General features: G+C 55.9%; 22 protein-coding genes and 1 tRNA gene. 13 read left to right on the top strand and 10 right to left on the bottom strand.

The window, feature by feature from the left end:
* The first annotated feature begins 123 nt into the window (after nucleotides 1-123).
* The 4 genes from AC2TDA_RS11960 to AC2TDA_RS11945 all read left to right on the top strand — a co-directional run bounded on the left by AC2TDA_RS11960 (nucleotide 124) and on the right by AC2TDA_RS11945 (nucleotide 7,260).
* Entirely contained in the window at nucleotides 124-1,941 is a 1,818-nt protein-coding gene (locus AC2TDA_RS11960; RefSeq protein ID WP_480879391.1) for a GAF domain-containing protein, read from the top strand.
* Nucleotides 1,942-3,155: 1,214 nt separating this feature from the next.
* Nucleotides 3,156-4,124: a TAXI family TRAP transporter solute-binding subunit gene (locus tag AC2TDA_RS11955; protein WP_480848001.1), complete on the top strand. Its 969-nt coding sequence runs from the start codon at nucleotides 3,156-3,158 to the stop codon at nucleotides 4,122-4,124.
* Nucleotides 4,125-4,222: 98 nt separating this feature from the next.
* Nucleotides 4,223-6,832 carry a TRAP transporter permease gene (locus AC2TDA_RS11950; RefSeq protein ID WP_480847999.1) on the top strand — a complete coding sequence of 870 codons (2,610 nt, stop codon included), beginning with the start codon at nucleotides 4,223-4,225 and terminating at the stop codon, nucleotides 6,830-6,832.
* Entirely contained in the window at nucleotides 6,829-7,260 is a 432-nt protein-coding gene (locus AC2TDA_RS11945; RefSeq protein WP_480847997.1) for a universal stress protein, read from the top strand. Before AC2TDA_RS11950 ends, AC2TDA_RS11945 begins: the two co-directional genes overlap by 4 nt.
* 208 nt (nucleotides 7,261-7,468) lie before the next feature.
* On the opposite strand, the gene AC2TDA_RS11940 is transcribed toward AC2TDA_RS11945, so the two are convergent.
* Genes AC2TDA_RS11940 through AC2TDA_RS11930 form a run of 3 tightly spaced genes read right to left on the bottom strand, consistent with a single transcriptional unit; the run spans nucleotide 7,469 to nucleotide 11,548 of the window.
* A complete protein-coding gene (locus tag AC2TDA_RS11940; RefSeq protein ID WP_480879390.1) occupies nucleotides 7,469-8,503 on the bottom strand; it encodes a lipocalin-like domain-containing protein in 1,035 nt (344 codons plus the stop codon).
* Complete coding sequence (locus AC2TDA_RS11935; RefSeq protein ID WP_480879389.1) at nucleotides 8,493-10,904, bottom strand: ABC transporter permease; 2,412 nt, start codon at nucleotides 10,902-10,904, stop codon at nucleotides 8,493-8,495. The genes AC2TDA_RS11940 and AC2TDA_RS11935 overlap by 11 nt, the downstream gene beginning before the upstream one ends.
* Nucleotides 10,901-11,548, bottom strand: a complete 648-nt coding sequence (locus AC2TDA_RS11930; RefSeq protein WP_480879388.1) for an ABC transporter ATP-binding protein — start codon at nucleotides 11,546-11,548, stop codon at nucleotides 10,901-10,903. The genes AC2TDA_RS11935 and AC2TDA_RS11930 overlap by 4 nt, the downstream gene beginning before the upstream one ends.
* 173 nt (nucleotides 11,549-11,721) lie before the next feature.
* Here AC2TDA_RS11930 and AC2TDA_RS11925 point away from each other — a divergent pair, with 173 nt between their 5' ends.
* Complete coding sequence (locus tag AC2TDA_RS11925; RefSeq protein WP_480879387.1) at nucleotides 11,722-12,156, top strand: ion channel; 435 nt, start codon at nucleotides 11,722-11,724, stop codon at nucleotides 12,154-12,156.
* Here AC2TDA_RS11925 and cls read toward each other — a convergent pair.
* From cls to AC2TDA_RS11910, 3 genes are all read right to left on the bottom strand, one after another.
* Complete coding sequence (cls, locus tag AC2TDA_RS11920) at nucleotides 12,153-13,565, bottom strand: cardiolipin synthase (RefSeq protein ID WP_480879386.1); 1,413 nt, start codon at nucleotides 13,563-13,565, stop codon at nucleotides 12,153-12,155. The two genes, AC2TDA_RS11925 and cls, sit on opposite strands and share 4 nt — an antisense overlap.
* Nucleotides 13,566-13,588: 23 nt before the next feature.
* Nucleotides 13,589-14,563, bottom strand: a complete 975-nt coding sequence (locus AC2TDA_RS11915) for an HAD family hydrolase (RefSeq protein WP_480879385.1) — start codon at nucleotides 14,561-14,563, stop codon at nucleotides 13,589-13,591.
* A gap of 73 nt (nucleotides 14,564-14,636) precedes the next feature.
* On the bottom strand, nucleotides 14,637-16,169 hold the full coding sequence (locus tag AC2TDA_RS11910; protein ID WP_480879497.1) for an arylsulfatase: 1,533 nt from the start codon (nucleotides 16,167-16,169) through the stop codon (nucleotides 14,637-14,639).
* Nucleotides 16,170-16,470: 301 nt separating this feature from the next.
* On the opposite strand from AC2TDA_RS11910, the gene AC2TDA_RS11905 reads away from it, so the two are divergent.
* The gene (locus AC2TDA_RS11905; protein WP_480879384.1) at nucleotides 16,471-17,121 is read left to right on the top strand and encodes a Crp/Fnr family transcriptional regulator; all 651 of its coding nucleotides are present in this window, start codon (nucleotides 16,471-16,473) and stop codon (nucleotides 17,119-17,121) included.
* On the opposite strand, the gene AC2TDA_RS11900 is transcribed toward AC2TDA_RS11905, so the two are convergent.
* Nucleotides 17,104-18,207 (bottom strand): AI-2E family transporter, encoded by a 1,104-nt coding sequence (locus AC2TDA_RS11900; protein ID WP_480879383.1) that lies wholly within the window; start codon nucleotides 18,205-18,207, stop codon nucleotides 17,104-17,106. The genes AC2TDA_RS11905 and AC2TDA_RS11900 overlap by 18 nt on opposite strands.
* 144 nt (nucleotides 18,208-18,351) lie before the next feature.
* On the opposite strand from AC2TDA_RS11900, the gene AC2TDA_RS11895 reads away from it, so the two are divergent.
* Both AC2TDA_RS11895 and AC2TDA_RS11890 read left to right on the top strand, forming a co-directional pair.
* Nucleotides 18,352-19,221, top strand: coding sequence for a YihY/virulence factor BrkB family protein (locus tag AC2TDA_RS11895; RefSeq protein WP_480879382.1), 870 nt, complete (start codon nucleotides 18,352-18,354; stop codon nucleotides 19,219-19,221).
* Between the two features lie 143 nt (nucleotides 19,222-19,364).
* Complete coding sequence (locus AC2TDA_RS11890) at nucleotides 19,365-19,559, top strand: hypothetical protein (protein ID WP_480879381.1); 195 nt, start codon at nucleotides 19,365-19,367, stop codon at nucleotides 19,557-19,559.
* Between the two features lie 3 nt (nucleotides 19,560-19,562).
* Here the strand turns inward: AC2TDA_RS11890 and AC2TDA_RS11885 are convergent, their stop codons facing one another.
* Together AC2TDA_RS11885 and AC2TDA_RS11880 are read right to left on the bottom strand one after the other, a co-directional pair.
* On the bottom strand, nucleotides 19,563-20,279 hold the full coding sequence (locus tag AC2TDA_RS11885; RefSeq protein WP_480847977.1) for an RlmE family RNA methyltransferase: 717 nt from the start codon (nucleotides 20,277-20,279) through the stop codon (nucleotides 19,563-19,565).
* The gene (locus tag AC2TDA_RS11880; protein ID WP_480847975.1) at nucleotides 20,279-21,391 is read right to left on the bottom strand and encodes a Ppx/GppA phosphatase family protein; all 1,113 of its coding nucleotides are present in this window, start codon (nucleotides 21,389-21,391) and stop codon (nucleotides 20,279-20,281) included. Before AC2TDA_RS11880 ends, AC2TDA_RS11885 begins: the two co-directional genes overlap by 1 nt.
* A 239-nt stretch (nucleotides 21,392-21,630) precedes the next feature.
* Here AC2TDA_RS11880 and AC2TDA_RS11875 point away from each other — a divergent pair, with 239 nt between their 5' ends.
* The 5 genes from AC2TDA_RS11875 to AC2TDA_RS11855 all read left to right on the top strand — a co-directional run bounded on the left by AC2TDA_RS11875 (nucleotide 21,631) and on the right by AC2TDA_RS11855 (nucleotide 25,024).
* A complete protein-coding gene (locus tag AC2TDA_RS11875; RefSeq protein ID WP_480847974.1) occupies nucleotides 21,631-21,927 on the top strand; it encodes a virulence factor in 297 nt (98 codons plus the stop codon).
* Nucleotides 21,928-21,953: 26 nt separating this feature from the next.
* Nucleotides 21,954-22,880, top strand: coding sequence for a methylenetetrahydrofolate reductase (locus AC2TDA_RS11870; RefSeq protein ID WP_480847972.1), 927 nt, complete (start codon nucleotides 21,954-21,956; stop codon nucleotides 22,878-22,880).
* A 9-nt stretch (nucleotides 22,881-22,889) separates the two neighbouring features.
* Nucleotides 22,890-23,951: a methyltetrahydrofolate cobalamin methyltransferase gene (locus tag AC2TDA_RS11865; protein ID WP_480847970.1), complete on the top strand. Its 1,062-nt coding sequence runs from the start codon at nucleotides 22,890-22,892 to the stop codon at nucleotides 23,949-23,951.
* Between the two features lie 129 nt (nucleotides 23,952-24,080).
* Nucleotides 24,081-24,905: a polyphosphate kinase 2 family protein gene (locus tag AC2TDA_RS11860; protein ID WP_480847969.1), complete on the top strand. Its 825-nt coding sequence runs from the start codon at nucleotides 24,081-24,083 to the stop codon at nucleotides 24,903-24,905.
* Between the two features lie 45 nt (nucleotides 24,906-24,950).
* Nucleotides 24,951-25,024, top strand: a tRNA-Gly gene (locus AC2TDA_RS11855).
* 13 nt (nucleotides 25,025-25,037) lie between these two features.
* Here AC2TDA_RS11855 and AC2TDA_RS11850 read toward each other — a convergent pair.
* Nucleotides 25,038-25,895, bottom strand: a complete 858-nt coding sequence (locus AC2TDA_RS11850; RefSeq protein ID WP_480879380.1) for a class I SAM-dependent methyltransferase — start codon at nucleotides 25,893-25,895, stop codon at nucleotides 25,038-25,040.
* Between the last annotated feature and the right edge of the window lie 6 nt (nucleotides 25,896-25,901).

The raw sequence follows: 25,901 nt of genomic DNA, 5'->3' as shown, positions 1-25,901 counted from the left end.
AGGGAGATACCCGCCGGCCAAAAACAAATCTAAAGGTCAGAGGAAGGCTGCTATTTGTAATGCTAGTCTACAACGCACGGCTTCACTAATGTGGAATTGATTTGACAGAAAAGTGGTTTAGCAATGCGGAAACAATTGGGCCGGGTTGATCGACAGGACCTCCGACTGGAACTTGACCGTATGCGTGACCGAGAGACCGCCACGCGGGAAATACTGCAGGCCATCAATGAAAACCGCCACGACGATCGGCCCGTTTTCGAGACGATCTTGGGCCATGCAGCACGCTTGTGCAACGCACCGATTGCTTGGTTGTTGCTCGCAGATGAGGGTTTGACGAAGCTCAGTCTGGCCGCACATCATGGGTTGCCACGCCGGGCGTTGGAAATCGACCAGACGTGGTCTGTAAACTGGGATGGTCCTGTAACCGGTCTCGGGATCGCGTTGCGCGATGCTTACACAACTCAGGACGAAGACCTGTCGCAAAGCAAAGCGTATCTGACCGGCGATCAGGATATGTGCCAATTGGTTGATGATGAAGGTCTGCGGACCCGAATATCAGTTCCGCTCGTCAAGGAAGGCCGTGCGATCGGGGTTATTGTTCTAAGTCGCCGTGAAGTCTCCAAATTCAGCGCTGACGACATCCGACTGATCGACACTTTTGCCGAGCAGGCCGTAACGGCAATTGAAAATGTGCGCCAGTTTCGTGAGGTACAAGAGCGCTTGCAACGTGAGCGCGCCTCGTCCGAGGTACTGAAGGTTATCAGCCATAGCCGCGACGACGAAAAACCTGTCTTTGATGCGATTCTCAATAACGCCTGTAAGCTTTGCAATGCGCCCTTGGCCGGATTGATATTGGGAAAGCCTGAAGACAGCGTTCAGATTCTGGCTGCACATAATGGAATGTTTCCTGAGGCAATCGAGTTGTTCGAGACAGGGCAAATGCGGATGGACGGGGAACTGTCTTACGCCGCTAAATCCATTATCGAAGGCCGCTTGATCGCTTTTGATGATATGGGGGACAGTGATCTATACAAGGCGGGCAGTCCGGTTGTTCGCTCGATGGTGGATGCATCCGGTATACGAAGCGTGTTGTTTGTCCCGCTGATGAAAAACGGTAAGGGCATCGGAAATCTGACGCTTTTCCGCAACGAGGTCAGCCCGTTCAATCAGTCGGAAATCTCTCTAATCCAAACCTTCGCCGATCAGGCCGTGATTGCCATTGAAAACGTGCATCAATTCAATGCGCTGGAAAAACTCAACTCTGAATTGGGTGAACGGGTCGAAGAACAGGTGGGCCAGATTGAGCGGATGGGCCGCCTTAAGCGTTTTCTGCCGGCGGCGGTGGCCGACACCGTAATTTCTTCTGGTTCGGAACAGTTGCTCTCAAGTCATCGTGCGCTATTGGGTGTGTTGTTTTGCGACATCCGAGGCTTTACCGCCTTTTGCGAAACGGCGGAGCCGGAAGAGACCATCGAAGTTCTGCAAACATATCATGAGGAATTGGGCAAGCTTATCAATGAGCACGGAGCAGGCGTCGACCACCGGATGGGCGACGGGATCATGGTCCTGTTCAACGACCCATTGCCATGTGACGATCCCGCAGGCGATGCTGTACGGCTGGCAAACGCGATGCGCGAAAAGATGGTTGAACTGAGTGGGAAATGGAAGCGACTGGGTTATCGGCTTGGGTTCGGCGTTGGTGTTTCTCTTGGGTATGCCACGGTAGGTTTGGTGGGTTTTGAGGGGCGTTTCGACTACACGGCTTCTGGAACCGCCATCAACCTTGCCGCACGTCTTTGCGACGAAGCCAGGGACGGGGAAATTCTTCTTAGTCCTCGGGCTGCTATGGCAGTTGAGGATCACTACCAAGTCGATACCAGAGGTGAAATCAGCCTGAAGGGTATTCGTGAGCCGCTCGAAGTCTTCAAGCTTGTAAGCTGAAAAGAAACACGAATCATGACAACGCCAGCAAATCTGGCGTTAGCGAGACTGGGTTATACCGGAGCTTCGATACTCACCCATAGTGTTGCGAATTGGGTTGAACAGGCAATACCAGCATTCTTGGTGGGCAGTATCCGGATTAGTGACGAAGAACCGCAGCAATTGAAAAACTGGTCAGGGGATGTTGCGCTTGTTCAGTTTCGGAAGGGTTATTGCCACAACTGTTGGTTTGAAAGGCTTTCATTATGTCGCTTACAATCCCACAGAGAACGCAGTCATACCAATCTGTCACCACCAACACGAAAATTCGGGACGCGTTTGATACACGCCCTGATGGTATTTTCACCTCTACGCCCACTAAGTGCGGAACCACTTGGATGCAGCCCATCTGCGCGACGCAGATATTTGAGGACCCATTGGTTGATCCTAGGCTCGGTGAGGTTTCCAGATGATTGGACAGCGCTTCTAACGAAGAGGGCGAAACCCTCTCTGAGTTGAATGCCCAGGCACATCGTCGCTACCTGAAAACCCACACTTCACTGGATGGCATCACCTATGATGCAAACTGCAAGAATTTAGCTGGCTACCGGCATGCTCTTGATGCTGCCATTTACGCGCCCTCTGCAAATCGGGGATATGGAAGAAGGATACAAATTTACCTGACAGCGGAAGCAGTAACAAATGGAAGGTGTTTTGGCGCAGCATACGCTTTCAGTCTAAAGGGCGCGGATGAACGAACTGCCTGCGCGGGAAGAACGTACGTGGCTCGAATTTGGCTATAAAGATTAGTTTTGTATGGCTTCCCGCGGCTGAACAGCGGGTGTTACGACACCATTGATGATAACCTTCAAACTCTATTTGGGACATGAAAACCCACGCCAGAAACGTCCGACAGGTTTCTGACTTCTTGTCTCCAAATCCGTTCTGTGTAGTCCCCGTGACGTCGCATTCTTTTCCATCCAACCTTGGCGGTTGTGCCAAATAGCGGGGAAAGTTCGGTTTTTTCCGTCAAATCTGAAGCTTTGCGGAAATGATACTGGCTCTGGCCTTGACAAGCGTGATCTCGGAATGAAACCTCGAAATGGTTGGGAGACATTGGAAAATTCACATAGTTGCACCCGTTGCATGACGGGCTGATCTGGCTTATCGGCACGTTCCCCGGATATGGGGCATTCGCCTTTTTCCGCCCACAAAATAAAAATGGGAGTTCTTAAATGAAAAATAGCAGCAAGCTTAGCCTCGGCGCATTCGTGACCGCTGCAATGATGGCTCCGGCGGCTTATGCCGAAGAGTTCATCACCATCGGTACTGGCGGCGTCACCGGCGTTTATTATCCGACCGGCGGCGCGATCTGCCGTCTGGTGAACAAGGGCCGCAAGGAACATGGCGTTCGTTGTTCGGTCGAATCAACTGGTGGTTCGGTCTACAACATCAACACCATTCGCGAAGGCGAGCTGGAGTTCGGTGTGGCTCAGTCCGACTGGCAATACCACGCCTTCAACGGCAGCTCGAAATTCGAAGAGGCTGGCCCCTTCGAAAACCTGCGCGCTGTATTCTCGGTTCACCCCGAGCCGTTTACCGTTGTTGCACGTGCCGATTCCGGCATCACCAACTTCGAAGATCTGAAGGGAAAGCGCGTCAACATTGGTAACCCTGGCTCAGGTCAGCGCGGAACCATGGAAGTTCTGCTTGGTGAAATGGGCTGGACCACCGGCGATTTCGAACTGGCGACCGAGTTGAAAGCAGCCGAACAGTCCGCAGCTCTGTGCGACAACCAGATCGACGCGATGGTCTACACCGTTGGTCACCCTTCGGGTTCGATCCAGGAAGCCACCACCGCTTGTGACTCGGTTCTGGTGAACGTAAGCGGCGATGCGGTTGACAAGCTGGTCAATGACAACTCGTTCTACCGGACCGCAACCATCCCAGGTGGCATGTACCGTGGTTCGGATGGCGACACCGCGACCTTCGGCGTTGGTGCTACTTTCGTGACCTCGGCGGATGTGTCTGAAGACGCGGTTTATGCGGTTGTCAGCTCGGTCTTCGAAAACTTCGATGACTTCAAAAAGCTGCACCCGGCATTTGCTAACCTCAAGCCCGAAGAAATGATTGCAGACGGCCTGTCGGCTCCGCTGCACCCGGGCGCCGAGAAGTACTACAAAGAAAAAGGCTGGATCCAGTAAGCCAGACCAAATGCAGGGTGCCTTCGGGCGCCCTGCACCAAACCCATTGAAACGGGTGTCAAAAAAGGCAGAAAACGGCTGCGACGGGGAGACACTTCATGAGTTCCGACACACAATCCAATCGACCTCTATCTGAAGAAGAGCTGCAGGAGCTTGTAGCCTCGTCAGACGCGGGCGGGCGCAATCCAATTGGTAATGTCGGAATCTTTCTGGCCATAGTCGCGGCGATCTGGTCGATATTTCAGGTCGTGTTGGCGTCTCCGCTAGCGAATTATGTGCTGCCGGGCAGCGTTGTGAATAACGCGCGACAGTTTCACCTGGCTTTTGCGATGTTTCTGGCCTTTGCGGCCTATCCGGCGCTGAAATCCAGCCCACGCGATTATATCCCGATTCAGGATTGGTTGATGGGGATTCTGGGCGCGTTTGTAGCGCTTTACGGGTACTTCTTTTACAATAAGATCGTCGATGCAGGTGGTCTTGCAGATGACACCGACAAGTGGGTCGCTCTGGTCGGCCTGCTGTTGCTGTTTGAGGCCGCGCGTCGCGCGCTTGGCCCAGCGATGGCGATTATTGCCACGATCTTTCTGGCCTACGTGTTCTTCGGCTCGTCCGAATGGGTGCCGGAAGTTATCCGCTGGAAAGGCGCCAGCCTGAAAAAGGCGATGAGCCATATGTGGATCACGTCCGAGGGCGTGTTTGGCATAGCTTTGGGCGTATCAACTAAATTCGTGTTCCTGTTCGTCCTGTTCGGAGCGTTGCTCGATAAGGCCGGGGCAGGGAATTACTTCATCAAGATGGCGTTCGGCGCACTGGGTCACCTGCGCGGTGGTCCAGCCAAGGCCGCCGTTGTCGGTTCTGCCGCGACCGGTCTGATCTCGGGTTCGTCCATTGCAAACGTTGTAACCACCGGCACGTTCACCATTCCGCTGATGAAGCGGGTTGGGTTTTCCAGCGAGCAGGCGGGTTCGGTCGAGGTTGCCTCGTCGGTCAACGGTCAGATTATGCCGCCGGTTATGGGGGCTGCGGCCTTTCTGATGGTCGAGTATGTGGGTATTTCCTACGTTGAGGTTATTACCCACGCGTTCCTTCCTGCAGCAATCTCTTACATCGCGCTGGTCTACATCGTTCATCTTGAAGCGGTGAAGCGGAACATGCCCACATTGGGCGACCGCGATGTGCATTTGGCGCGGACCGTTGTAGGGATGTTGTCCTTCTTTCTGGTATTTGCAGGCCTCTGCTATGGTTCGCAGTACCCAGTTGAAGCGGTCACAAGCTGGGTGCCGTCTGCGGCAGGTTTGATCCTGAGCCTGATCGTTTGTGCTGTCTATGTGGGCCTGCTGTATCTCGCTGCGCAGGTGCCTGATCTTGAGCCTGATGATCCAAACGCCAAAGAGGTGACACTGCCGGTCATCGCAGATATCTACAAAGCGGGCCTGCATTACCTGTTGCCGATCATCGTTCTTGTTTACTTTCTGATGATTGAACAAAAATCGCCGGGGCTTTCGGCATTTTGGGCAACCGCGCTGCTGTTTGTAATCCTGCTGACACAAAAGCCGCTCAAGGCGTTGTTCCGGGGACAGAATAGTCTGAATGACAAATTCATCGACGGTGTCGCGGATCTTTGGCAGGGTTTGATTGATGGCGCGCGCAACATGATCGGTATCGCGCTTGCGACAGCCACGGCAGGCGTGATCGTGGGCACCGTGACCCTTACAGGTGTCGGACAGGTGATGGCCGATCTGGTTGAGTTCCTGTCGGGCGGCAACCTTATCCTTATGCTGGTGATGGTAGGTATCCTCAGCCTGATCCTGGGTATGGGCCTGCCGACCACGGCGAACTATATCGTTGTCAGCTCTCTGATGGCCGGGGTTGTAGTCGAACTTGGGGCACAAAGCGGATTGATTGTGCCGCTGATCGCCGTGCATCTGTTCGTCTTCTACTTTGGCATAATGGCGGATGTGACACCGCCGGTGGGTCTGGCCAGCTTTGCCGCCGCCGCTGTGTCGGGGGGTGATGCGATCAAGACTGGCTTTACCGCGTTCTTCTACAGCCTGCGGACCGTAGCTTTGCCGTTTGTCTTCATCTTCAATACCGATCTATTGCTGATCGATGTGACTTGGGTTGAAGGCATAATCGTTGCGATTTCGGCGACTATAGCCATCCTCGTCTTTACAGCCGGGACTATGGGTTATTTCATCACGCACAGCCGTATTTACGAGAGCGTTGCACTGATCCTTGTGGCTTTTGCACTGTTTCGGCCCGATTACCTGATGGACCGTGTCTCACCGCCGTTTACTACGGTCGAGCCTGCGGCTTTCGAGGAAACAATCGGTCAAACTTCACCGGGGACTCAGGTCAGGCTTGTCATAGCAGGACCGGATTTCGATACTTTGAAAATGGTGGATAAGACCGTCGTCGTTTCTGTCGGCGATGAAGAGGGCGGTGCTGCGCGTGTCGAAGCTATGGGCCTGCTGCTGATCCCTGAAGATGGGCTGGTCAAGCTAGAAGAGCCGGCGTTCGGTTCACCGGTCGCCGATGATCTGGACATCTTTGACTATTACGGGGATGAGGCCGTGCGCCTGACATCCGTCAGCCTTCCGGCAAGTCAGCCACCCAAACAGCTGATGTTTATTCCGGCGCTGATCCTGCTGGGTCTGATCGCCTTCCTGCAACGCGGCCGCGCCGCCAGACAAGAGGTGCCTGCATGACACGTTCTGTTTTATGCGCAGTAGACGCTGGTAAACCGGAATCAGACGCCGAGGTGTTGCGACAGGCAGCGCGATTGGCTGATCTGGATGGTGCACAACTGGATGTGGTGACGGTGCTGCCGGATTTTGGCGAATCCTTTGTCGGCAGCTTCTTTGAGCCCGGACATCATGAGCATGCAGTTGAAAGCGCTCACAAAGCGCTGGAGAATTTAGGGAATTCTGTTCTGGGGGCCGAGCGCAACGCCAAAGTGCGCCATGTTGTGGCCACCGGTACAGCTTATCAGGAAATCCTGCACACAGCTGAATCTGCTGGAAGCGATCTGATCGTTATTGGAGCGCATCGACCTGATCTAAAGGACTATCTTTTGGGTCCGAATGCTGCCCGAGTCGTTCGACACTCGACCGTTTCCGTCTACGTGGTCCGATAGTCTGCTTGCAGGGATCGTTTATTCAGCCGGCCAAACTCACACAGGTGTTCGAGTTTGGTCGTGCATTTGCGCTGTTTCGCTGCTCCACCAATAGCAATGCGGATGGCTGGAGTTCGATCTTGCCAAGCGTCGACAGAGTTTTCTGTAAACGGAATCTACTAAACTTCCTGGCCGCACAGCCGTCCATCAGGCGGGACTTCAGCTTACATCAATAGCCGGTCATTTCCAGATACCCGCGGCCCGAGTGGCTGCCCGAGACGCTTACCGGGCCTTCCCAGTATTCGAAGCTTGTGCCCATCCATGCGTCAGGAATCAGGGCCATGACTTCGACATCCAATCCATGTTCAGGAAGGGTCACGTGCCATTTCACGGGAACTTCACGGCCTGCGACATCGGCCGTTTTCTGCGGTAGGAAAGTTGTCGAACCATCGGGCAGGGCGGCGCTTTGACCATCCGCATCGATCCAGGTGGCGGCGGTGAAGTCCCCGCGCGCTCCACGTAGGCGGAACGCCATTAGCTTGTTTCCGTCATCAAGGCTGAGCGAGAACCAGTCCCAACCGCTCTGATCAGCAGCCAGGGGCTGTGATGACCACTCGCGGTCCAGCCAGCCTTTGCCAGTCACCGCCACCTCTCTGGTCGGCAGGCGCAGGACGCCTTCAACCGCGTAGGCGGGTTGTGAATAATAGTAGCTGGCCTGCCCATCTGCGGACTTTACGGAATAGCCTTGATCGCCATGAAAAACCAATGGCCCGGTGGCTTGCATTGACAGATCATACCCAAATTCTGCACCGCTGGCGGCCAATTCAAGCGTGTCGATCTCTTCCCCTCGCATGTGCCAATCGTCAATCCAGGCTTCGAAAGGCACGGCGGTAACCCCGGCCTGACCAATACCGCCGCGCGACAGTCGCTCGGCAAAGAAATGATCCTTGGGTGTGGTTACCGCGGCATGCCCCATCCACAGTTGAGGGCTCTGCCAGCCCTCGGCCTCACCTGGTTTCAGGGCCGAACGGAACAGTGTCCACTGTATCCCGTATTCCAGCCCGTCTTCGCCCCTCAGGTTTGCGGTCAGATACCACCATTCGATCTTGTAAGAGGGGTGCGGCCCATGGTCCTGCGGAAATGTGAATTCGTAACCGGGTCGGGGAACATCAAAACCATCGGCCGTTCCACCCAGCCCGGCAAAACCTTGCGCCCAAGCGCCGAGCGGCAACCAGAGAAGTAGCAAGAGGATCTTAGCGTTCATTACCAAATACCCTCAGCAATTCCACAGGCGGCAGGCGCAGCAGTCGCCACGCAGGCAGGGCTGCAGCAATTGCTGCCGCCAGCAGCGTCAAGGCAAACAGACGAATCCAGTCTGCGGGAAAAAGAAACATGGGCAATCGCCAGCCGAAGGCCTGAACGTTGATTACAGCTAATAACACCCAGGCCAGCACCAACCCCAGTGGCAGTGCCAGACAGGCGGTCAGTGTCGCCAGCAGAATGCTACGCAACAGCTCCAGCCATGCGAGTTGAGCGCGCGTCAGGCCAAGAGCCCAAACCGGCGCAACCTGAGGCAGGCGCTGGGTCCAAAGGGTCAGCAGGCTGGTGAGGATCGCGAACCCAGCAACCCCCAGCGTCAGAACGTTCAACGCGGATGTGACCACGAATGTTTTGTCGAATATCGCCAGCGATTGCGCCTTCATCGCCCCCTGCGGGACGACTGCTCGGGTGGGCAGGTCGAACCGCTCACGCATGGTTTGCGCCAGATCGGCGGCGCGCTCAGGCGCCACACGAATACCAAAGCGCCGGGCCGAGGTTGATGGCGCGATAGCATCCAGTTGCGACATCGCAACGATCGCTTGGCCGGTTGGATTGCCATAGTCGGAATACACACCCGCGATCCTCAGGGTGTCGTTTGGCGTGATGGCAAGAGTGTCGCCCGGCCAAAGGTCAGCGCGACGCGCCAGTTGTTCGTTGATAAGAACAGCGCCGTGATCCATCACCATATCCCAGGCATCAGGACTGCGTGCGATCAAAGGCCAGTGCTGTCGATAGGTTTCGCTGTCGATGACTCCATACAGGAACAACGGTCCGGTTTCATGGGCCAGTTCGGTGCTGCGGATCGGAAGAACCGCATCGACCTGCGGTTTCAGCCAGTCCGCAATCCGGGCGGCCTGTTCGTCGTCAGTGGCTGTGACGTAGAGTTCAGAAGTCAGGCGCTGATCCAGCCAGCCGGTGAATGTCAGCCGGAAACTGGAAACCATTGTACTGACCCCAACATTTGCGGCCAGAGCCAGAAGCAAGGCCATCAGCGCCAGTGAAAGACCCGGGAGTTGCGCGCGCATGTCCGCCCAAACCCATTGGGCCAACGGTCCGCGGGCCCGCCGTGCCAAGGCGGCCAGCAGCCAGGACAGGATGACAGGCAACGTCAGGGCCGCACCAGTCAAAATGCAGGCCAGCATTGCAAACCCGGTGACCAGGTTTTCAACGCTTGCATACAGAACAAACCCTGCAATCAAAAGGGTGACGCCAACGCCGCCTGCCACGCGCTGAGACATAGCACCCCTCCAAGCCAGTAAGCCTGGCCCGGCAAGCAAGGGCATGTGCGACAGTTTCCAAAGGGCATGACCGCTGGCGACCAAAGTGCCCCCGACGGCCATCGTTAGGCCGGAAAGTACCCACAGTGGGCGCAAGGTAAGCTGTCCTTCAACCGGCGCGCCGTAAAGCCCACGCAAGGTTGCCGCCACATCGGGGATCAACGCGCCCGCAACTAGGTAACCCAGTACGAGCCCGAGTAGACCACCAGCAAAGGCGAGCAGGACAAGCTCGGACAGGATCAGGCAGACGAGGCGTCGCATCGGCACGCCCAGCGCCCGCAACGTGCGGATCATCCCACGTCGTTGGGCGAAGGCCAGGCCGACAGTGCCGTGGACAATGAACAGGCCAACGGCGAAAGACAGCAGACCAAAGGCAGACAGGTTCAGGTGAAAACTGTCAGTCAGCCGAGCGGTGTCGGTGCGAGATGACGGGCTGGTACGTTCCAACTCGGGGGCAATCTGCGAAAGAGATGGCAGATCCGCGGGCTGATCCGGAAGGATAACCAGACGCGAAATCAGATTGCGATGGTTCAACAGGTTCTCGGCCACGCCGATATCGGTGAGGATGAGGTTCGGGGGCAGGGCAGTACTGGTGATGATTGGCGGATATCCCTCCAATCCGTCAAAGAACGGCTCCAACTCGGAAGCCATCAGCAGGCGACCCGGGGATGTCAGAAAGTCTGAGGGGTCAGTAGGCGCTTCGCTTTGTTCGACTTGGGTAAAGGCGGGCAACGCGGGATAGCTGAGCATGTCCACACCCATCAGGCGGACTGAGCGTCCTTTCACCCGTAAGGTTCCTTCCAGCACGGTAGCCACTTGCCACCCCGCGCGGCGCAATGCGACGTAGCGGGACAATGGGATCATGCCAGACGGATCATGCAACTCGTCGAACTGACCAAGGGCAAGTTGGGCGCTGGCCTTTGCATAGCTGGCTCGGGCCTCGGCATTGATAGCTTGGACAGCAGACCACAATCCTGTCGCCAGTGCGATACCGGTTAACAGGGTAGCAAGCTGCAACCGATGGGAACGCCAATGAGACAGTAAAACCTGGAGGCACGCGCCGGTCATGTGATGCGACCGCCAGCCAAATGCGCGCTCCGGTCCAGCCGTGCGGCGATGTCCGGTGAGTGAGTCACCAGTAAAAGGGCTGTGTCCGTATCGGCGACCAGAGACAGCATGAGGTCCAGAACTACCGCGCTGGCGGTTTCGTCCAAATTTCCTGTTGGTTCATCCGCCAGCAAAAGTTTAGGCCGTGTTGCCATCGCGCGGCCAATCGCAACTCGTTGCTGCTGTCCGCCTGACAATTGTTCGGGGTAGCGATCCAGTACGTCAGTAAGGCCTAAATGAACAGCCAAGTGCGCGGTCCATTCTGGATCGTCGCGCCCAGCTAGGCGGGCATGGATCGAGAGGTTTTGGGCTGCTGTCAGCGAGGGGATCAGATTGAACTGCTGAAACACCAGCGACAAAGTCGTACGCCGCAATGCTGCCCGCCCTGCGTCGTCCAGAGATGAAAAACGCGCGCCGTCCAGCCTGATTTCGCCTGCATCGAACTCGTCCAATGCAGCGGCGAGATGCAGCAGAGTGCTCTTGCCGCTACCGCTCTCTCCAGTCAGGGCCAAGGTCTGGCCCGATGCAAGTGTCAGCGAGATGTCGTTGAGAACAGGGCGTCCACCGGGATAGGATTTCCGAACATGTTCAATGGTAAGAAGCATTCTCAACCTCATCTGGTGCATGTCACAATGTGCAACCCGCGCTTGTTGTGTCCAGTGTTGAGAGCGGTCCGGTTCTATTCGCCGCAGCGCCACCCTTTGGGTCAGGGTTGTTCAATGCGCCGCAAAAGCTCATGCTGCCAAACAGCAAACTAAAAACACGAGGGGCACGCGCAATGACGTTGCCACAGCAAATACTGTGGGGCAGCCTTTATTTGGGGATCTGCTTTCTGATCGAAATCATGTTGCTGACGTGGTGTGTCCTGGTTGTTCGTCGCTTTCTGGAGAAATGGGATAGCAAGAGCGCGATCCTGGCCACGGCCGGCCCGATCACCATCGCGTTGTTGTTCATCATCTTCACGCATACTGTTCAGGTCTGGATCTGGGCTATCGTCTGGGTTTTTGGCGACGTGCTGCCGGATTGGAATACAGCTCTGTATTTCTCGCTGGTGACATTTACGACCCTCGGTTATGGCGACATCGTTCTGGGCGAGGGTCTGCGTATCTTCGGTGCATTCGCCTCGGTCACCGGTCTGTTGGCCTTTGGCCTTTCAACGGCGTTTATGGTGGCGCTGATGACCCGCGTGTTTCAGGAAAGATTCCTGTCCTAGAGGATCGGGGCAAAGAGCCGTGCTATCGGAGCGCCAAACCGGATATGGCCGGGTTGTTGCGACAATGTTCGCGTCAGCTCGTAACTGGCCTCAAAGTCGGTTATCAGCATGTCCCGTGTCGACTTCGCGGCCCGAGCGTCAAAAAAGAGCGCCATCGCCTCGAAATTCAGCCGGAACGAGCGGTTGTCCAGATTGGTCGTTCCCACCGCTGCCAGCGTATCGTCAACCAGAATGACCTTTTGGTGCATGAAGCCGTCAGTGTAGCGAAAAATGCGCGCGCCGCATTCGCGGATTTCGTCGAAATAGGCAAAGGCGGCCAGCCAGGGCAGGCGATGGTCGATCACATCCGGGACTAGAATGCGCACATCGACGCCCCTTAGCGCGGCGTGTTGCAGTGCCGTCATGATGTCGATGTCGGGCACGAAATAAGGTGAGGCGATCCACAGGCGTTCCTTAGCCTCGGCGATGGCGGCAAAGAACATCATAGCGCCGGTTTCGGTGTCGTCTCCGGGGCCCGTTGCGACAAGCAGGGCGTTCATGTCCTGATCGGACTCGCTTCCGGCCCAGTCCAGCTGGTCGATCAGGTCTTCGTTGCGGGCCCAATGCCAGTCCTCGATAAAAATCAGCTGCAACTGCCGAACGATGTGACCGGTCATTTTCAGGTGGGTGTCGCGCCAGCGTCCGAACCGGGGATCCTGACCCAGATACTCGACCCCAATATTGTGGCCGCCGATGAACCCGGTCTCGCCATCTATGATCACGGTCTTGCGGTGATTGCGATAGTTGAGCTGAAAGCGAAAATTCGGCCCTCGCTGTTCTCGAGGGTCAGCTACATCTATTCCCGCGTTGCGCAGCGTCGCCAAGTAAGTGGATGGCAGCCCATAGCTGCCGACGGCATCGGTCATGAACCGCACATGAACGCCGCGGCGGGCGGCACTGATGAGTTTTTCCTGTAATTCCTGTCCCAAGGCATCATCTCGGACGATATAGAACTGGATCAGGATATAGTTTTTCGCGGTTTCGATAGCGTCAAAGATAGACTGAAACGTCGCCTCGCCGTCGATTAACAGCTCGGCCCCGTTGCCTCGGGAAACAGGCAGGTGGGCCAGCGCTTCGAATGGACGCGGGTTGATCCGCAATGTGTCCGGGTCGGGTTTCGAGAAGTCCGCGAAGGATTTGATGCCCTCGACCACGCGTTCGCTTTCCTTTCGTGCGATGCGGTAACCTCGAAACCGGTGGTGGCCCAGAAACAGGTAAAATGGCACTGCCAAAAAAGGTGAAGTCAGCAGAAATACAACCCAGCCAACGGCCCCCTGAGGTGTCCTTGCTGTCTGTGCCGCGCGAACGGCAAAAACGACCGCAAAACAATAAAGTGCGAACAGGATTAGAGAGACAAGCAAAGTCCACATCAGAGCGTTGTAATCCGAATGGTTCAGTTCGCGCCAGTGTAGATGCGTGACCAGTCATTAGCCATATCAACGATGACCCACCCCATATCGGGACCTTTGTCGAGGCCGTCGACCAATTGCCCGATATGGCTTTCACGATCATAGGCCCATTCTCGTTCGGCATCCGTATGATGGACCAGTACTCCCAATCGAGGCCCGTCGCCGGCAGTCGTCCATTCCAGCATGGCAAAGTCGCCGTCCGAGTTTCCACCGGCCAGGATAGGTCGGCGACCTATGGTCCGTTCGATGTTGATCGGTTTGCCTTCCTTATCGTCAATAAATGCGATACCCGGCATCTTGGAAATCACGGGGTTGTCGCCTGAAGTGTCATAAGTGGTTTCGCCATAAGTGCCCAACACCTGTTCGGGCGGGATGCCGTAAGCCTCCTGGGCAAAGACACGCATGAAATGCAGCCCTCCACCCGACACGATGTAGGTCTTGAAACCTTCGTCACGAAGATAGCGAAGCAGTTCAACCATCGGCTGATAGGTCATCTGGTCATAAGGCAGGTCTGTGTCGGTGTGCCGTGCGTTTTCCAGCCATTCTGCGACAGCGTCCTGAAACTCGGTCACGCTAACACCAGAATGCGAAGCGTTTACGACCTCAATCAGGGCGTCATGACCGCCTTTCAGGATGGGTTCCAGGTCTCCTTCTGCCGCGGCCTTCAGAATAGGAGAGGACAGGATCGCCGGATCTTGCTCGGCAAGTTCGGCCAGACGGTCCATGGCAAAGATGAACTGAAAATAGACCGGCTGTTCAGCCCAGAGTGTCCCGTCATTGTCGAAGACCGCTATACGCTCCGACGGTGTAACGTAGTCAGGATTCTCGGGATCTGTCACAGAGGTGACAAAGGATACAATCTGTTTCTTCGTCTCCGTGTCGGTCCAGCTTGGCAGTGGATCGGCAAATGCAATCAACGGAAGGGCGGCGAATAAGACTGAAAGAGATCGAATTTTCACGAGAAACCTCCTGATCAAATTGTCAGGGGCCGCTTGGCCAGCGGCCCCTGAACTGTCTTCAATATCTGACGCATCAGTTGGATGCAGGCGTCGTCAGTTTTTCCATAACCTGATTCAGGTTGAAACTGGCGGCTTTCTGGCGCGGCGGGTATTCTTGGAATGTCGCCAGGAAACTACCCACATACTGCTGTGCCGGAACCAGGAAATAGGCCCGGTCGAGCAGCCAGTCATAGTACGTGTTGGAAGTCCTGTACGCGCGCTCATACGGATCGCGGCGCAGGTTGATGATCAGCGGAACCCGAAGCTCGGTCCAGGGTTCAATCCACGCACGCAGGGTCGCCCAGGCTTTCTGCTCCAGGAAGATCAGCTTCCAGTCATCAAAGCGCAATGCAGTCAGATCGCCGTCATCTGAGAAATAGAAAATCTCACGGCGCGGGCTATCCATTGTTTCACCGGTGAGCATAGGCAGGATGTTATACCCGTCCAGATGCACCCTGTAATCGCGCCCCATTGCCGGTGAGCTGTAACCCTCCTTCAGCTTCTCCTTGATGTCCGGATCTCCGGCCACGGCCAAAAAGGTCGGCAACCAATCCATGTGATGCACGATCTGATTGCTGACCGATCCTGCCTCGATCTGGCCGGGCCAACGCACCATCGAAGGCACACGCCATCCACCTTCCCAATTGGTGTTCTTTTCACCCCAGAACGGCGTCGCGGCGGCATCTGGCCAGGTGTTGTAGTGCGGTCCGTTATCCGTTGAGTAGTGCACGATCGTGTTGTCGGCGATACCAAGTTCGTCCAACAGATCGAGCAGCTGACCCACATGCATGTCATGTTCGATCATGCCGGCTGAGTATTCATCCGCTACACCACCGACGATTTCGTTTGCCTGCGCGCGCATCTCGTCTTTGACATGAGTGCGGAAGTGCATGCGGGTACCGTTCCACCAGACGTAGAAAGGCTTACCTTGCTCATTCGCACGCTTGATGAAATCAATCGCGCCAGCGACAGTTTCCTCGTCAACTGTTTCCATTCGTTTCCTGGTCAGAGGACCCGTGTCCTGAATCTCGCCATCGGCACTGGATTTGATCACACCACGCGGCCCAAAGGACTCTCGGAAGGTGCGGCCATCCGACATTACGGCATCGCCCGGATAGTCTTCGTTTTCGGGCTCTTCTTCGGCGTTCAGGTGGTACAGATTCCCGAAAAATTCGTCAAAACCATGGTTTGTGGGCAGATGTTCATCTTTGTCGCCAAGGTGGTTCTTGCCAAATTGCCCCGTCACATAGCCGTGGTCTTTCAGTAGGCCCGCAATGGTCGGATCCTCAACCTGCATGCCAAGATCCGCTCCGGGCAGGCCAACCTTGGACAATCCTGTCCGGAATACCGATTGGCCCATAATGTAAGATGATCGCCCGGCGGTGCAGGATTGCTCACCGTAATAGTCAGTGAAAATCATTCCCTCGTTGGCAACCCGGTCGATATTGGGCGTTTGGTACCCCATCAAACCCATCGTGTAGGCTGAAATGTTTGATTGGCCGATATCATCGCCCCATATGACAAGGATATTGGGTTTTTGGTCTTGGGCCCAGGCGGGCAAGGCCATTGCAACCGCGATCGACGCCACGGCTGCCTGCCGCATTCTCGTGCGCCAGTTTTTTAGGAACTGAGAGGAAGGTAACATGTGTTGCTCCTGAACTTATGGACCTGCAAAGCCCGACGAATAAATCAGCGTACGGGACTGGAAACAATTTCAATGCCCGCCATTAAGCTAAAGATTTCCCGCAGAAATTCAGTTTGCGCGGGAGTCGTGTAGCGATAACGTATGACAGTGCAGCAGTTCGAAATTTATCACATGATGAAGTTGAAAAATACAGATGTTAAAAAATTTGAGTAACGGGAAATCGTTGAGGGAGTCTGGTTGGTTCGCGGCCCGGTCGCCGACCTTTCAGGATGCGCTTTTGTCCTGCGCCGTCACCAAGAATTACGATCCGGATGAGGTTTTATACCTTCAGGGTGATCCTGCAGATGGCATTCACGGGGTACTGCAGGGTGCAGTGAAAATCACTGCGCCTGCTGATGATGGTCAGGAGTTTACAGTGCACCAGGAAGGCGCCGGATTCTGGGTCGGAGATCTGGCACTTTTCGCGTCGACACGCAGATTGATCAGCGTTGTGGCAACTCAGCCCACAGAAACCCTGTTTTTCCCAAGCTCGCGACTGGAGCGTCTGGTGAAAGACAACCCCGAATATCTCAGAGATTTTTACTCCCTCTCTTATGAAAACATGCAGAAAGCTCTGCGGATCATCGCCAATCTTGGGACAACCGGAAATATGAAGCGGCTGATTCTGCGCCTGTTGCATTTGGAAGAAGTCGCCACCGACCCGGACGGTTGGATTCATATTTCACAAGAAGAACTGGCCGCCATGATTGCCGTTTCTGCTCCTACGCTGCATCGATCCTTGCAAAACCTGATCAAGCAAGAACTGGTCGAAGGTGGTTATGGCCGGTTGCGATTGAAGGACAGGAGTGCCCTGATCTCACTTTGTCAGAGCTGAACGGCGCGCGTCGCTATGGGCGTCGTCCTCTGCTAACCGGCCGTCCAGTGACATGAGTATCGCGACAGGTCGCAAAGCCGGGATATGGCTGAAGATAATCAGAATGCAGACTGTCAGCGGGACGCTAAGAAAAGCTCCGATTAATCCCCATATTGTTGTCCAGAAGGTCAGAGCTAATATGACCAGAAATGTCGACATGTTCAGGGATCGTCCCAGCATGGCTGGGTCCAGAAAATTACCGATCAAGAACTGAAGGGTGCCGCAGCCCAGTACGATCACCAGAAACGGTCCGATGCTTTCGAATTGAACCAGCGCGATCATGGCCGGAAACACCACCGCGATGATCGAGCCAATCGACGGAATGAAGTTCAACGCAAAGGTCAGGACTGCCCAGGTCTCGGCGTATTCCAATCCCAGAACGCGGAACACGGTGTAGCTGATGGTCGCGGTGATCAGGCTGATGAAGGTTTTAACACCCACATACCGTTGCAGGCTGTAGGAAATCGCATCCAGAACCGATGCCAGATCGGCGCCGAGCTGAGGGTTTCCCGCTGCAAGCTGTATTTTTTTACGAAATGCCAGCCGCTCTGCCATCAGGAAGGCCACATATAGGCTGATCAGAAAGAACTGATTGAGCAGTGAAGTCGCACTGCCAAGCAGCAGCCGCGCGACAAAGGACATGTCGATGCTGACCAGATTGTCGCGGATAAAGCTGGTGACGTCATTGCCCACCAGCCCGGTGATGCGATTGACGGCGGTGTCGAATTGGTTCTCGTATGTGTTAATCGAGCGGGCAAACTGCGTGGCCTGACTGCCGAGCACGTACATAATCATGAACAAGCCGGCCAGAACGACTGTGACACCGGCGATATTGGCCAGCCAGACCGGTGCCCGTGTCACCGCTCGAACCCGGTCGGCAAGCGCGATGATCAGAACATTGATCAGCAGCGCCATGGTCAAAGGGATCAGAAACTTGGAACCTGCGTACAGCGCCAGCACGACCAAAGTGGCCACAATGGCTATGTCCCGGACGACCGTCAAAGTCAGACGGGGGCGGGCAAGGTCGTTTTGGCTTTCAGAGGTCATGTGGTGGCCTTATTGCGTTTGTCGCGTGATCCTGCACAGGCTGACGGGTTTATGCAATCCGCTCAGTCGGTTATCGGCAAGAATTCAGCACCGGGGCGGGATTGTCTTGTTCAGCCCGGTTCCAACGTGGTTTAGGGTCCGATTATGACCCATGTATCGATTCCTTCATCAGGCCAATTTCTGCGCGCCCTTTGGCTGGCTGTGCGCAGGTTCAACAACAAAAACGGCTTCGTCATGAGTAGCCATGTGGCAATGTCCCTGATGATGGCGTTGTTCCCCTTCGTTCTGTTCACAGTTGCACTGGCAGGTGCGCTGTCGCAAGGCTATGTCACCGATGAGCTGATTGAACTGATTTTTGGTGCCTGGCCAAAGGATGTGGCTGATCCGATCGTTTCGGAACTGCGAGCCGTTCTGGACGGGGCAGGGACCGGAGTGATCACCCTAGGTGGTCTGTTGGCGATCTATTTTTCGTCCAACGGGGTCGCTGCCGTTCGCCAAGCCATGACGCAGGCCTACCACGATCAGGACAGCTGGCCATTCTGGAAGACACGTCTGTTGTGTTTCGCATTGGTCATTGCTGGCGGGGCTGCAATTTTGGCCATTGCGGCGGTAGAAGTGGTGTTGCCTGTTTATACGCGCTTGGTTACGGAAAAGACGGATGTGGATGTGGGGGAGTGGCTGTCGGTTGACCGTTTGCGTTGGACCTTTACCGTGGCAGTACCGACGGGGATGGTTCTTCTGGCACATTTGATCCTTCCGACGCGACGCCACAGGGTTACGCAGATCCTGCCAGGGGTCGTTCTGACCCTTGCGCTATGGGCTGCAGGTGGTTGGGGGTTCTCGATCTATATTGCACAGTTTGCCAGATACAGCGCGACATATGCGGGTCTCGCTGGCGCCATGGCCGCCCTTATCTTTCTTTATCTGTGTTCAGCAATGTTGATCCTAGGGGCCGAATATAACGGGGCATTGATCGACTTACAGAATGCGCAGAAAGGCAAGGAATCGGAGTGATAGCCTAGTGACCGTGTTGAGTTGAAGGAAATTCAAACAATCAGATGAGGTGCTGAAACGGCACTGTACAGGCAGATTTGTGCCACGTTTCCGGCAGAATTGATCGGTAGGGACAGTAGGGTAACGATGTCTTCAGGTGTTCTATGTCGAAACGTTTTCCTACAAAAATACCGCCACTGGCAGGGTCACGCAAAACAACTCTGGATGACCGTATCGCTGAACTGCGTGCCAAGAAAACCGTCTACGTCAGTCACGGTGACGCCTTGCTTTTGCAAGGAATAGCAACCGCATCACTACGGGAACAGCGCATCATCGACGGTAAATTCAAGCTGGACTAAGCCTCAGCCTCTGAACCCGGTGGCGACGACAAACTTTTCCGAACTGTCCGACCGGGATGCCGGTGGTTTCACATTGGCCACTTTCTGGAATTTCTGCTTCAGCAGCTTTTGCAAGTCGCCCTCTGCACCTCCTGCCAGTACCTTGGCGACAAACGTGCCGCCTTCTTCCAGCACATCAAACGCAAAATAAGCCGCCGTTTCGCACAAAGCCATGATGCGCAAGTGATCTGTCTGCTTGTGCCCCGATGACGATGCGGCCATATCCGACATCACTACATCCGCTTTGCCGCCCAGCCATTCCTTGACTTGCTCGTCGGCGCCATCATCCATGAAATCGAGCTGGTAGATCTCGACCCCGGCGATGGGTTCGACTTCTTGCAGGTCGATGCCCAGAACGGTGCCGACCTTTTTGTCCGTCCGCTCGCCCAGTGCATTCACCCGCTTCACAGCAACCTGGCACCACCCGCCGGGGGCACAGCCCAAATCTACGACGCGAGCGCCCGGAACGAGGAAGCGGAATTTTTCATCCAGTTCCAGAATCTTGAACGCGGCCCGTCCGCGATACCCTTCGGTTTGGGCGCGTTTCACGTAGGGGTCATTCAACTGCCTTTGCAGCCAGCGGGTCGAGCTGAGCTTGCGCCCGCGCGCGGTTTTAACCTGAACCTTCAGGTCGCGCTGTCCGCGACCCGAGGTGTTTTTGCCAGTTGGTGTCTTCGCCATCAGAACGGTCCGTCTTCCAATACGCCATCCGCGCTCATCTGTGCATAAAGCAGACCTTCGCGCAGCCCCCGGTCCGCCACGGAAAGGCGGTCGGTGGGCCAGCAACGTAACAGAGCCTGCAATATGGCCGAGCCGGACATGATAAGAGCCTGCCTGTCGTCACCAATACGGGGATCACGACGCCGACCCTGAGGGCCGAGTTCTAGATAGCCACGTATGACTTTGTCAATCTGATCGCTGGTCATGCGCAATCCATCGACCTTGGTCCGGTCATAGCGTTTCAAGCCTAGGTGCGAGGCGGCGACAGTGGTCACTGTGCCGCTTGTGCCGACGATCTGAAATCCTTCGCGTGCCTGTTCGTCCTTGTAGGGGGCGAAATCGGCAAGGTTTTCCTCGAAAAACCAACTCATCAAGGCGAACCGGGCCGAGTCATCCTCAACATCGTGAAACTGGTCACGCAGCGTGGCCACCCCCAGGGGTACGCTGATCCAGTCTACGACTTTGGCCGCTGGAAACGGGCTTTCAGCAGGGTGGAACCCGTTGTGTAGTCGCATGATCGCCGCAGGCCGGTCACGGCGAGGAAGGGATGAAATGTCGATCCACACCAACTCGGTCGAGCCGCCACCAATATCGACGACCAGCAATTGTTCGGTCTTGGTCGAAACCAGTGGCGCGCATGAGATGACGGCCAGGCGTGCTTCTTCCTCGGGCTGGATGATCTCAAGGGTCAAACCGGTTTCGCGCTTTACCTGCCGGATGAACTCGCGCGAGTTCTTGGCCCGCCGACAGGCTTCGGTCGCAATCAGCCGCATCCGCCTGACTTTGTTACGCTTCAGTTTTTGCTGGCAGATCCGCAGGGCCTGCACGGTGCGCGCCATCGACGCCCGCGACAATCGTCCGGTGCGTTCCAGTCCGGCGCCCAGCTGCACGGACTTGGAAAAACTGTCTACCACATGGAACCCGCTGCCCTTGGGCTGGGCTATCAACATGCGGCAGCTATTAGTCCCCAGATCCAGCGCCGCATATAACGCATCTGGATCGGGTCTTGCCGGCGCGGGGCTTTCGACCGCCTTCGGGAACGCGCCCGCACCTTTGGGACGCTTGGGCGCCATCTTAACGCCCTCCGATTTTCGAGTTACCCCGACCATAGGTCGCGCACTGCGATCACGCAAGACGCTCATTATCGTCATGAAGATTTTGATGTCGGGAACTCGGGAAACTTCCGATACAAGCCCGGCATCCCATAGTGGGCAAAAACGTCGCTGGAAAAGCGTCGGGTGTCGAAAATCGACCGGCCCGAGCCCACATTGAAGTTTAGAACCAGCCCATCGGGTTAGGAGGAATCACAAAGATGCCTGACGTCACTATTGTATACTGGCGCGACATTCCCGCTCAGGTCATCGTCGGCAAAGGCCGGCGTGGCGCCAAGCGGCAGTTGGAGGAACGGTTCGAGCAAGCGATCGACCGTGCTGCCATGAAGGTGAATGCAAAGGACAGTGATGCCTATCTGGCCGAATGGCGCAAAGCCGAGCCTTTTGTAGTTGAGGGCGACCCGTCCGAGGTTGCCGAGGCAGAAGCCGTGCGTCTGGAAACGGAATACGATCAGGACCGCATCAAGACTCTGATCGCCAATGACGGTTGGGCATGAGCCCAAAATCTTTATGGGAGGCCACGATGGCTTTGCTGAACTTCAAGAAACGTGATGCGGCCGAAAAGGCCCCGGTGAACCCGACCGTCGAAGCCTTTTTGCAAGGCTATTCGATCGAGGTGATGCCGCGGACCGCCGAAAAGGTCGAGGACTTCCGTGCGCTGCTGCCCGAAGGCACCCGCGTCTACATCGCCCATATCGAGGGCACTCCGATCGAGGATATGGTCAAAACGGCCAAGCGGATCACTGATGAAGGTTATCCGGTCATGCCGCACTTCCCGGCGCGCATCATCAAGGACGCGGCCACGCTGGAAAACTGGATTTCCATGTATCAAGGCGAAGCAGGTGTCGATCAGGCGCTGCTGCTGGCCGGTGGTGTTGCCAATCCGCATGGTGATTTCGACAGCTCGATGCAGCTGTTGGAAACCGGCCTGTTTGATAAGGCGGGCTTCAAGCGCCTGCATGTTGCGGGCCACCCCGAGGGCAACAAGGACATCGATCCGGACGGCTCGACCAAGAACGTGGATGACGCGTTGCGCTGGAAACAGAAGTTTAGCGAAACCACCGATGCCGAAATGGCGCTGGCAACGCAGTTCGCATTTGATGCAAAGCCGATCATCGAATGGGCCGACAGCCTGAAAGCTGCGGGCATCGACATTCCGGTTCACATCGGTATCGCAGGTCCGGCAAAGCTGCAGACGCTGATCAAGTTTGCTATCGCATGTGGCGTCGGCCCGTCGCTGAAGGTATTGCAGAAGCGCGCAATGGATGTGTCCAAGCTGCTGCTGCCGTATGAGCCGAACGATGTGATCACCGAACTGGCCAACCACAAGGCGGCCAACCCGGATTTCAACATCACCAACGTGCACTTCTTCCCGCTTGGCGGCATCAAGACCAACGCCAATTGGGCCATCAATAACGGCGGCGCTTCGGCAAAGCCTGTAAACTCCTAAGGATCGGACATGACCCGTACAGTCGTCGAATCAAAAACAAAAACCGCCGTCCTTGGCTTTGACGAACCGTTCTGCGTGATCGGTGAGCGGATTAACCCGACAGGCCGCAAGAAGCTGGCCGCCGAGCTTGAGGCCGGTGATTTCTCGACCGTCGAGAAAGATGCGCTGGCGCAGGTTGCTGCAGGTGCGACCGTTCTGGATATCAACGCAGGTGTTGTTTACAACTCGAACCCCAACCCGAACGAGACCGAGCCGCCGCTGATGACCAAGATCGTCGAGATGGTTCAGGGTCTGGTCGACGTGCCGCTGTGCATCGACTCGTCGGTTCCGGGCGCGCTTGAGGCAGGACTTGAAACGGCCGAGGGTCGCCCGCTGCTGAACTCGGTCACGGGCGAAGAAGATCGTCTGGAACTGGTGCTGCCGCTGGTCAAAAAGTATAATGTGCCGGTCGTTGCAATTTCGAACGATGACACCGGTATTTCCGAAGATCCCGACGTGCGTTTCGAAGTCGCCAAGAAGATCGTTGAACGTGCGGCTGATTTCGGCATCCCCGCGCATGATATCGTGGTTGACCCGTTGGTCATGCCGATCGGTGCGATGGCAACGGCCGGTCAGCAGGTGTTTGCCCTGGTCCGTCGCTTGCGCGAAGAACTGGGCGTGAACACCACCTGTGGCGCATCGAACGTGTCCTTCGGTCTGCCGAACCGCCACGGAATCAACAACGCTTTCCTGCCGATGGCGATGGGTGCCGGCATGACGTCGGCGATCATGAACCCGGTAGCGCTGCCGGTGGGGCCCAAGAAACTGGCCGAGAAAAAGGCCGAGGTTGAAGCAAAAGGCATCATCCTGCCTGCGGACATGGATGATGAAACCTTCTGTCAGCTGTTCGGTTTGGGCTCGACCCTTCCGCGCGCAGGCAAAGAGATGGAGGCCATCCGCGCTGCCAACCTGCTGACCAACAACGACCCGCATGGTGGTGAGTGGATCAGATTCAACAAAGCGCCGGGCGAAGCAGGCGCAGCCGGTGCTGCTGGTAGCCGTCGCGGTGGCGGCCGTCGCCGTCGCGCCTGATCTGCCTTAAGTTGGAGGTTCCAAAGGCCGGGTGTTAGCCCGGCCTTTTTCATTTTTGATACGGATCATTGTCACCGAAAATTTGAGTCATAAGACTGGGCCCATGAAATTTCCAAAACAGGTGTGCCCATGATTCATCATCCTCCAAAACTGTCGGATGCCGATTTGTCCAAACGGCTTGGGAAGGGGGAGTATCTCGACCGGCTAGTGGGCTTGCAAGCGCAGTTGGCGCTTATCCAGCAGGCGTTTCTTTTCCACGGACTCAAGGGAGTCATTGTGTTTGAAGGCTGGGACGCGGCCGGCAAAGGGGGCACGATCCGTCGCGTCAGCCAGGCGTTGGATCCGCGTAGTTTCAAAGTCTGGCCCATTGGAGCACCGCGCAATTACTACCTCAACCGCCACTATTTGCTGCGGTTTTGGGAACGTTTGCCGCCCGAAGGCGCGATTTCGGCATTCGACCGAAGTTGGTACGGTCGTGTAATGGTTGAACGGACTGAACAGTTCACCCCGGAAGAGCGATGGCGCGCTGCCTATCGAGAAATCAATGATTTTGAACGGATGCTGGTGGATGACGGGACACGCATCGTAAAACTGTTCTTCCATATCTCGCCGGAAGAACAGATGGCTCGATTTACCGAACGCCTGCACAATCCGATGAAGCGCTGGAAACTCACCTATGAAGACTTCCGTAATCGCGAGAAATGGCAAGAGACTGAGGTCGCGGTGGATGAGATGCTGGCTCGAACGTCAACCGAAGTTGCACCCTGGCATGTCATTCCGGCCAACAACAAGAAATACGCCCGTATCAAGGCGATAACGGCCATTGTTGATGCGTTTTCGGACGGGGTTGATCTGAATCCGCAGCATCTGGACCACAAAACGCTTGATGCGGCGGGTCGCATGCTGGAGGTGGATCAGGACCTGATCGAAAGTTTGCGTGCCCGAACGGATTGAACTGGCTTGAACCCGATCTTGGGGCAAGGTATCCAGTCAAAAGCGGCGGGTATGATGTAATGGTAGCCTGTCAGCTTCCCAAGCTGAACGCGCGGGTTCGATTCCCGCTACCCGCTCCATTTCCTTTTTCAATCAATCCAAACGCCGCGCTTGATATAAGTTGATGACCGCTGGAATCTTCAGGCTCTGGCCGTTGGCGAAAGGACGGAATTCTTCTGCTACTGTATCCCGAATAGCCCGAACATCCTGAGAAGTTCCATCGAAATACGATATCACTCGGGCTGCGGGGCCAACACGTGTACACAGGGCGGCCGTGTCCAGAATGGAACCAACACCCTCCAAATCAACGGGCACAGCATCTGCTTCGATTTTGGTCAGGCCCGCCTGTGCCATCATTCCGGTGACGTGATCGATGTCATGAAATGCCAATGGCCCGGGCGCGAAACGGTCTACCTTAGGTGGCTGGCCGAGGTGCGAAGCTGCCGCAATATGTGGGATTTTGAACCAGGGATTGTCGGCAAGCGGGCCCCAGGTTGCAAAAGTCATCTGCCCGCCGGGCTTCAACGCGCGGGCCATATTGGCAAACGCGGCGACAGAGTCCTCGAAGAACATCACGCCAAAGCGTGAGATCGCAGCGTCCCGTTCAGCCTCAGCAAACGCATGTGCCTGAGCGTCTGCGTATTGGAATTCGATGTTGCTCAGACCACTTTGGGACGCGCGGGCTTGAGCCCGGTCCAGAAAGGGTTGGGAAATATCAACCGCAAGGACATGGCCGGTTTTGCCGACTTGTTGCGCAGCAGCAATGGCGCTTACACCCGTGCCGCACCCGATATCGAGCACCCGCATACCCGGTTGCAGCTCGGCGCGCTTCAAAAGCAGGTCGAGTACAGGAGACATCAGAAGGTCAAGCTGATCTTCGTAGATTAACCATTTGGCACCTGAGGCCGACTTGCCCCAATACTCGGCTTGCTCGTCGTTTATTGTCTGCATTCGGGC

The organism is Ruegeria sp. HKCCD6426 (assembly GCF_057221115.1).
The sequence above is the reverse complement of the archived record's forward strand: the minus strand, read 5'-3'. Positions and strand labels throughout refer to the sequence as shown.

Excerpts from the sequence above, each read along its gene's own strand:
- AC2TDA_RS11935 (WP_480879389.1), bottom strand. The coding sequence starts at position 10,904 with ATGACCGGCGCGTGCCTCCAGGTTTTACTGTCTCATTGGCGTTCCCAT.
- AC2TDA_RS11880 (WP_480847975.1), bottom strand. The coding sequence starts at position 21,391 with ATGGCGCCCAAGCGTCCCAAAGGTGCGGGCGCGTTCCCGAAGGCGGTC.
- AC2TDA_RS11940 (WP_480879390.1), bottom strand. The coding sequence starts at position 8,503 with ATGAACGCTAAGATCCTCTTGCTACTTCTCTGGTTGCCGCTCGGCGCT.
- AC2TDA_RS11925 (WP_480879387.1), top strand. The coding sequence starts at position 11,722 with ATGACGTTGCCACAGCAAATACTGTGGGGCAGCCTTTATTTGGGGATC.
- AC2TDA_RS11870 (WP_480847972.1), top strand. The coding sequence starts at position 21,954 with ATGGCTTTGCTGAACTTCAAGAAACGTGATGCGGCCGAAAAGGCCCCG.
- AC2TDA_RS11850 (WP_480879380.1), bottom strand. The coding sequence starts at position 25,895 with ATGCAGACAATAAACGACGAGCAAGCCGAGTATTGGGGCAAGTCGGCC.
- AC2TDA_RS11910 (WP_480879497.1), bottom strand. The coding sequence starts at position 16,169 with ATGGCCTTGCCCGCCTGGGCCCAAGACCAAAAACCCAATATCCTTGTC.
- AC2TDA_RS11860 (WP_480847969.1), top strand. The coding sequence starts at position 24,081 with ATGATTCATCATCCTCCAAAACTGTCGGATGCCGATTTGTCCAAACGG.
- AC2TDA_RS11875 (WP_480847974.1), top strand. The coding sequence starts at position 21,631 with ATGCCTGACGTCACTATTGTATACTGGCGCGACATTCCCGCTCAGGTC.
- AC2TDA_RS11960 (WP_480879391.1), top strand. The coding sequence starts at position 124 with ATGCGGAAACAATTGGGCCGGGTTGATCGACAGGACCTCCGACTGGAA.
- AC2TDA_RS11865 (WP_480847970.1), top strand. The coding sequence starts at position 22,890 with ATGACCCGTACAGTCGTCGAATCAAAAACAAAAACCGCCGTCCTTGGC.
- cls (WP_480879386.1), bottom strand. The coding sequence starts at position 13,565 with ATGTGGACTTTGCTTGTCTCTCTAATCCTGTTCGCACTTTATTGTTTT.
- AC2TDA_RS11955 (WP_480848001.1), top strand. The coding sequence starts at position 3,156 with ATGAAAAATAGCAGCAAGCTTAGCCTCGGCGCATTCGTGACCGCTGCA.
- AC2TDA_RS11945 (WP_480847997.1), top strand. The coding sequence starts at position 6,829 with ATGACACGTTCTGTTTTATGCGCAGTAGACGCTGGTAAACCGGAATCA.
- AC2TDA_RS11885 (WP_480847977.1), bottom strand. The coding sequence starts at position 20,279 with ATGGCGAAGACACCAACTGGCAAAAACACCTCGGGTCGCGGACAGCGC.
- AC2TDA_RS11900 (WP_480879383.1), bottom strand. The coding sequence starts at position 18,207 with ATGACCTCTGAAAGCCAAAACGACCTTGCCCGCCCCCGTCTGACTTTG.
- AC2TDA_RS11895 (WP_480879382.1), top strand. The coding sequence starts at position 18,352 with ATGACCCATGTATCGATTCCTTCATCAGGCCAATTTCTGCGCGCCCTT.
- AC2TDA_RS11930 (WP_480879388.1), bottom strand. The coding sequence starts at position 11,548 with ATGCTTCTTACCATTGAACATGTTCGGAAATCCTATCCCGGTGGACGC.
- AC2TDA_RS11890 (WP_480879381.1), top strand. The coding sequence starts at position 19,365 with ATGTCGAAACGTTTTCCTACAAAAATACCGCCACTGGCAGGGTCACGC.
- AC2TDA_RS11950 (WP_480847999.1), top strand. The coding sequence starts at position 4,223 with ATGAGTTCCGACACACAATCCAATCGACCTCTATCTGAAGAAGAGCTG.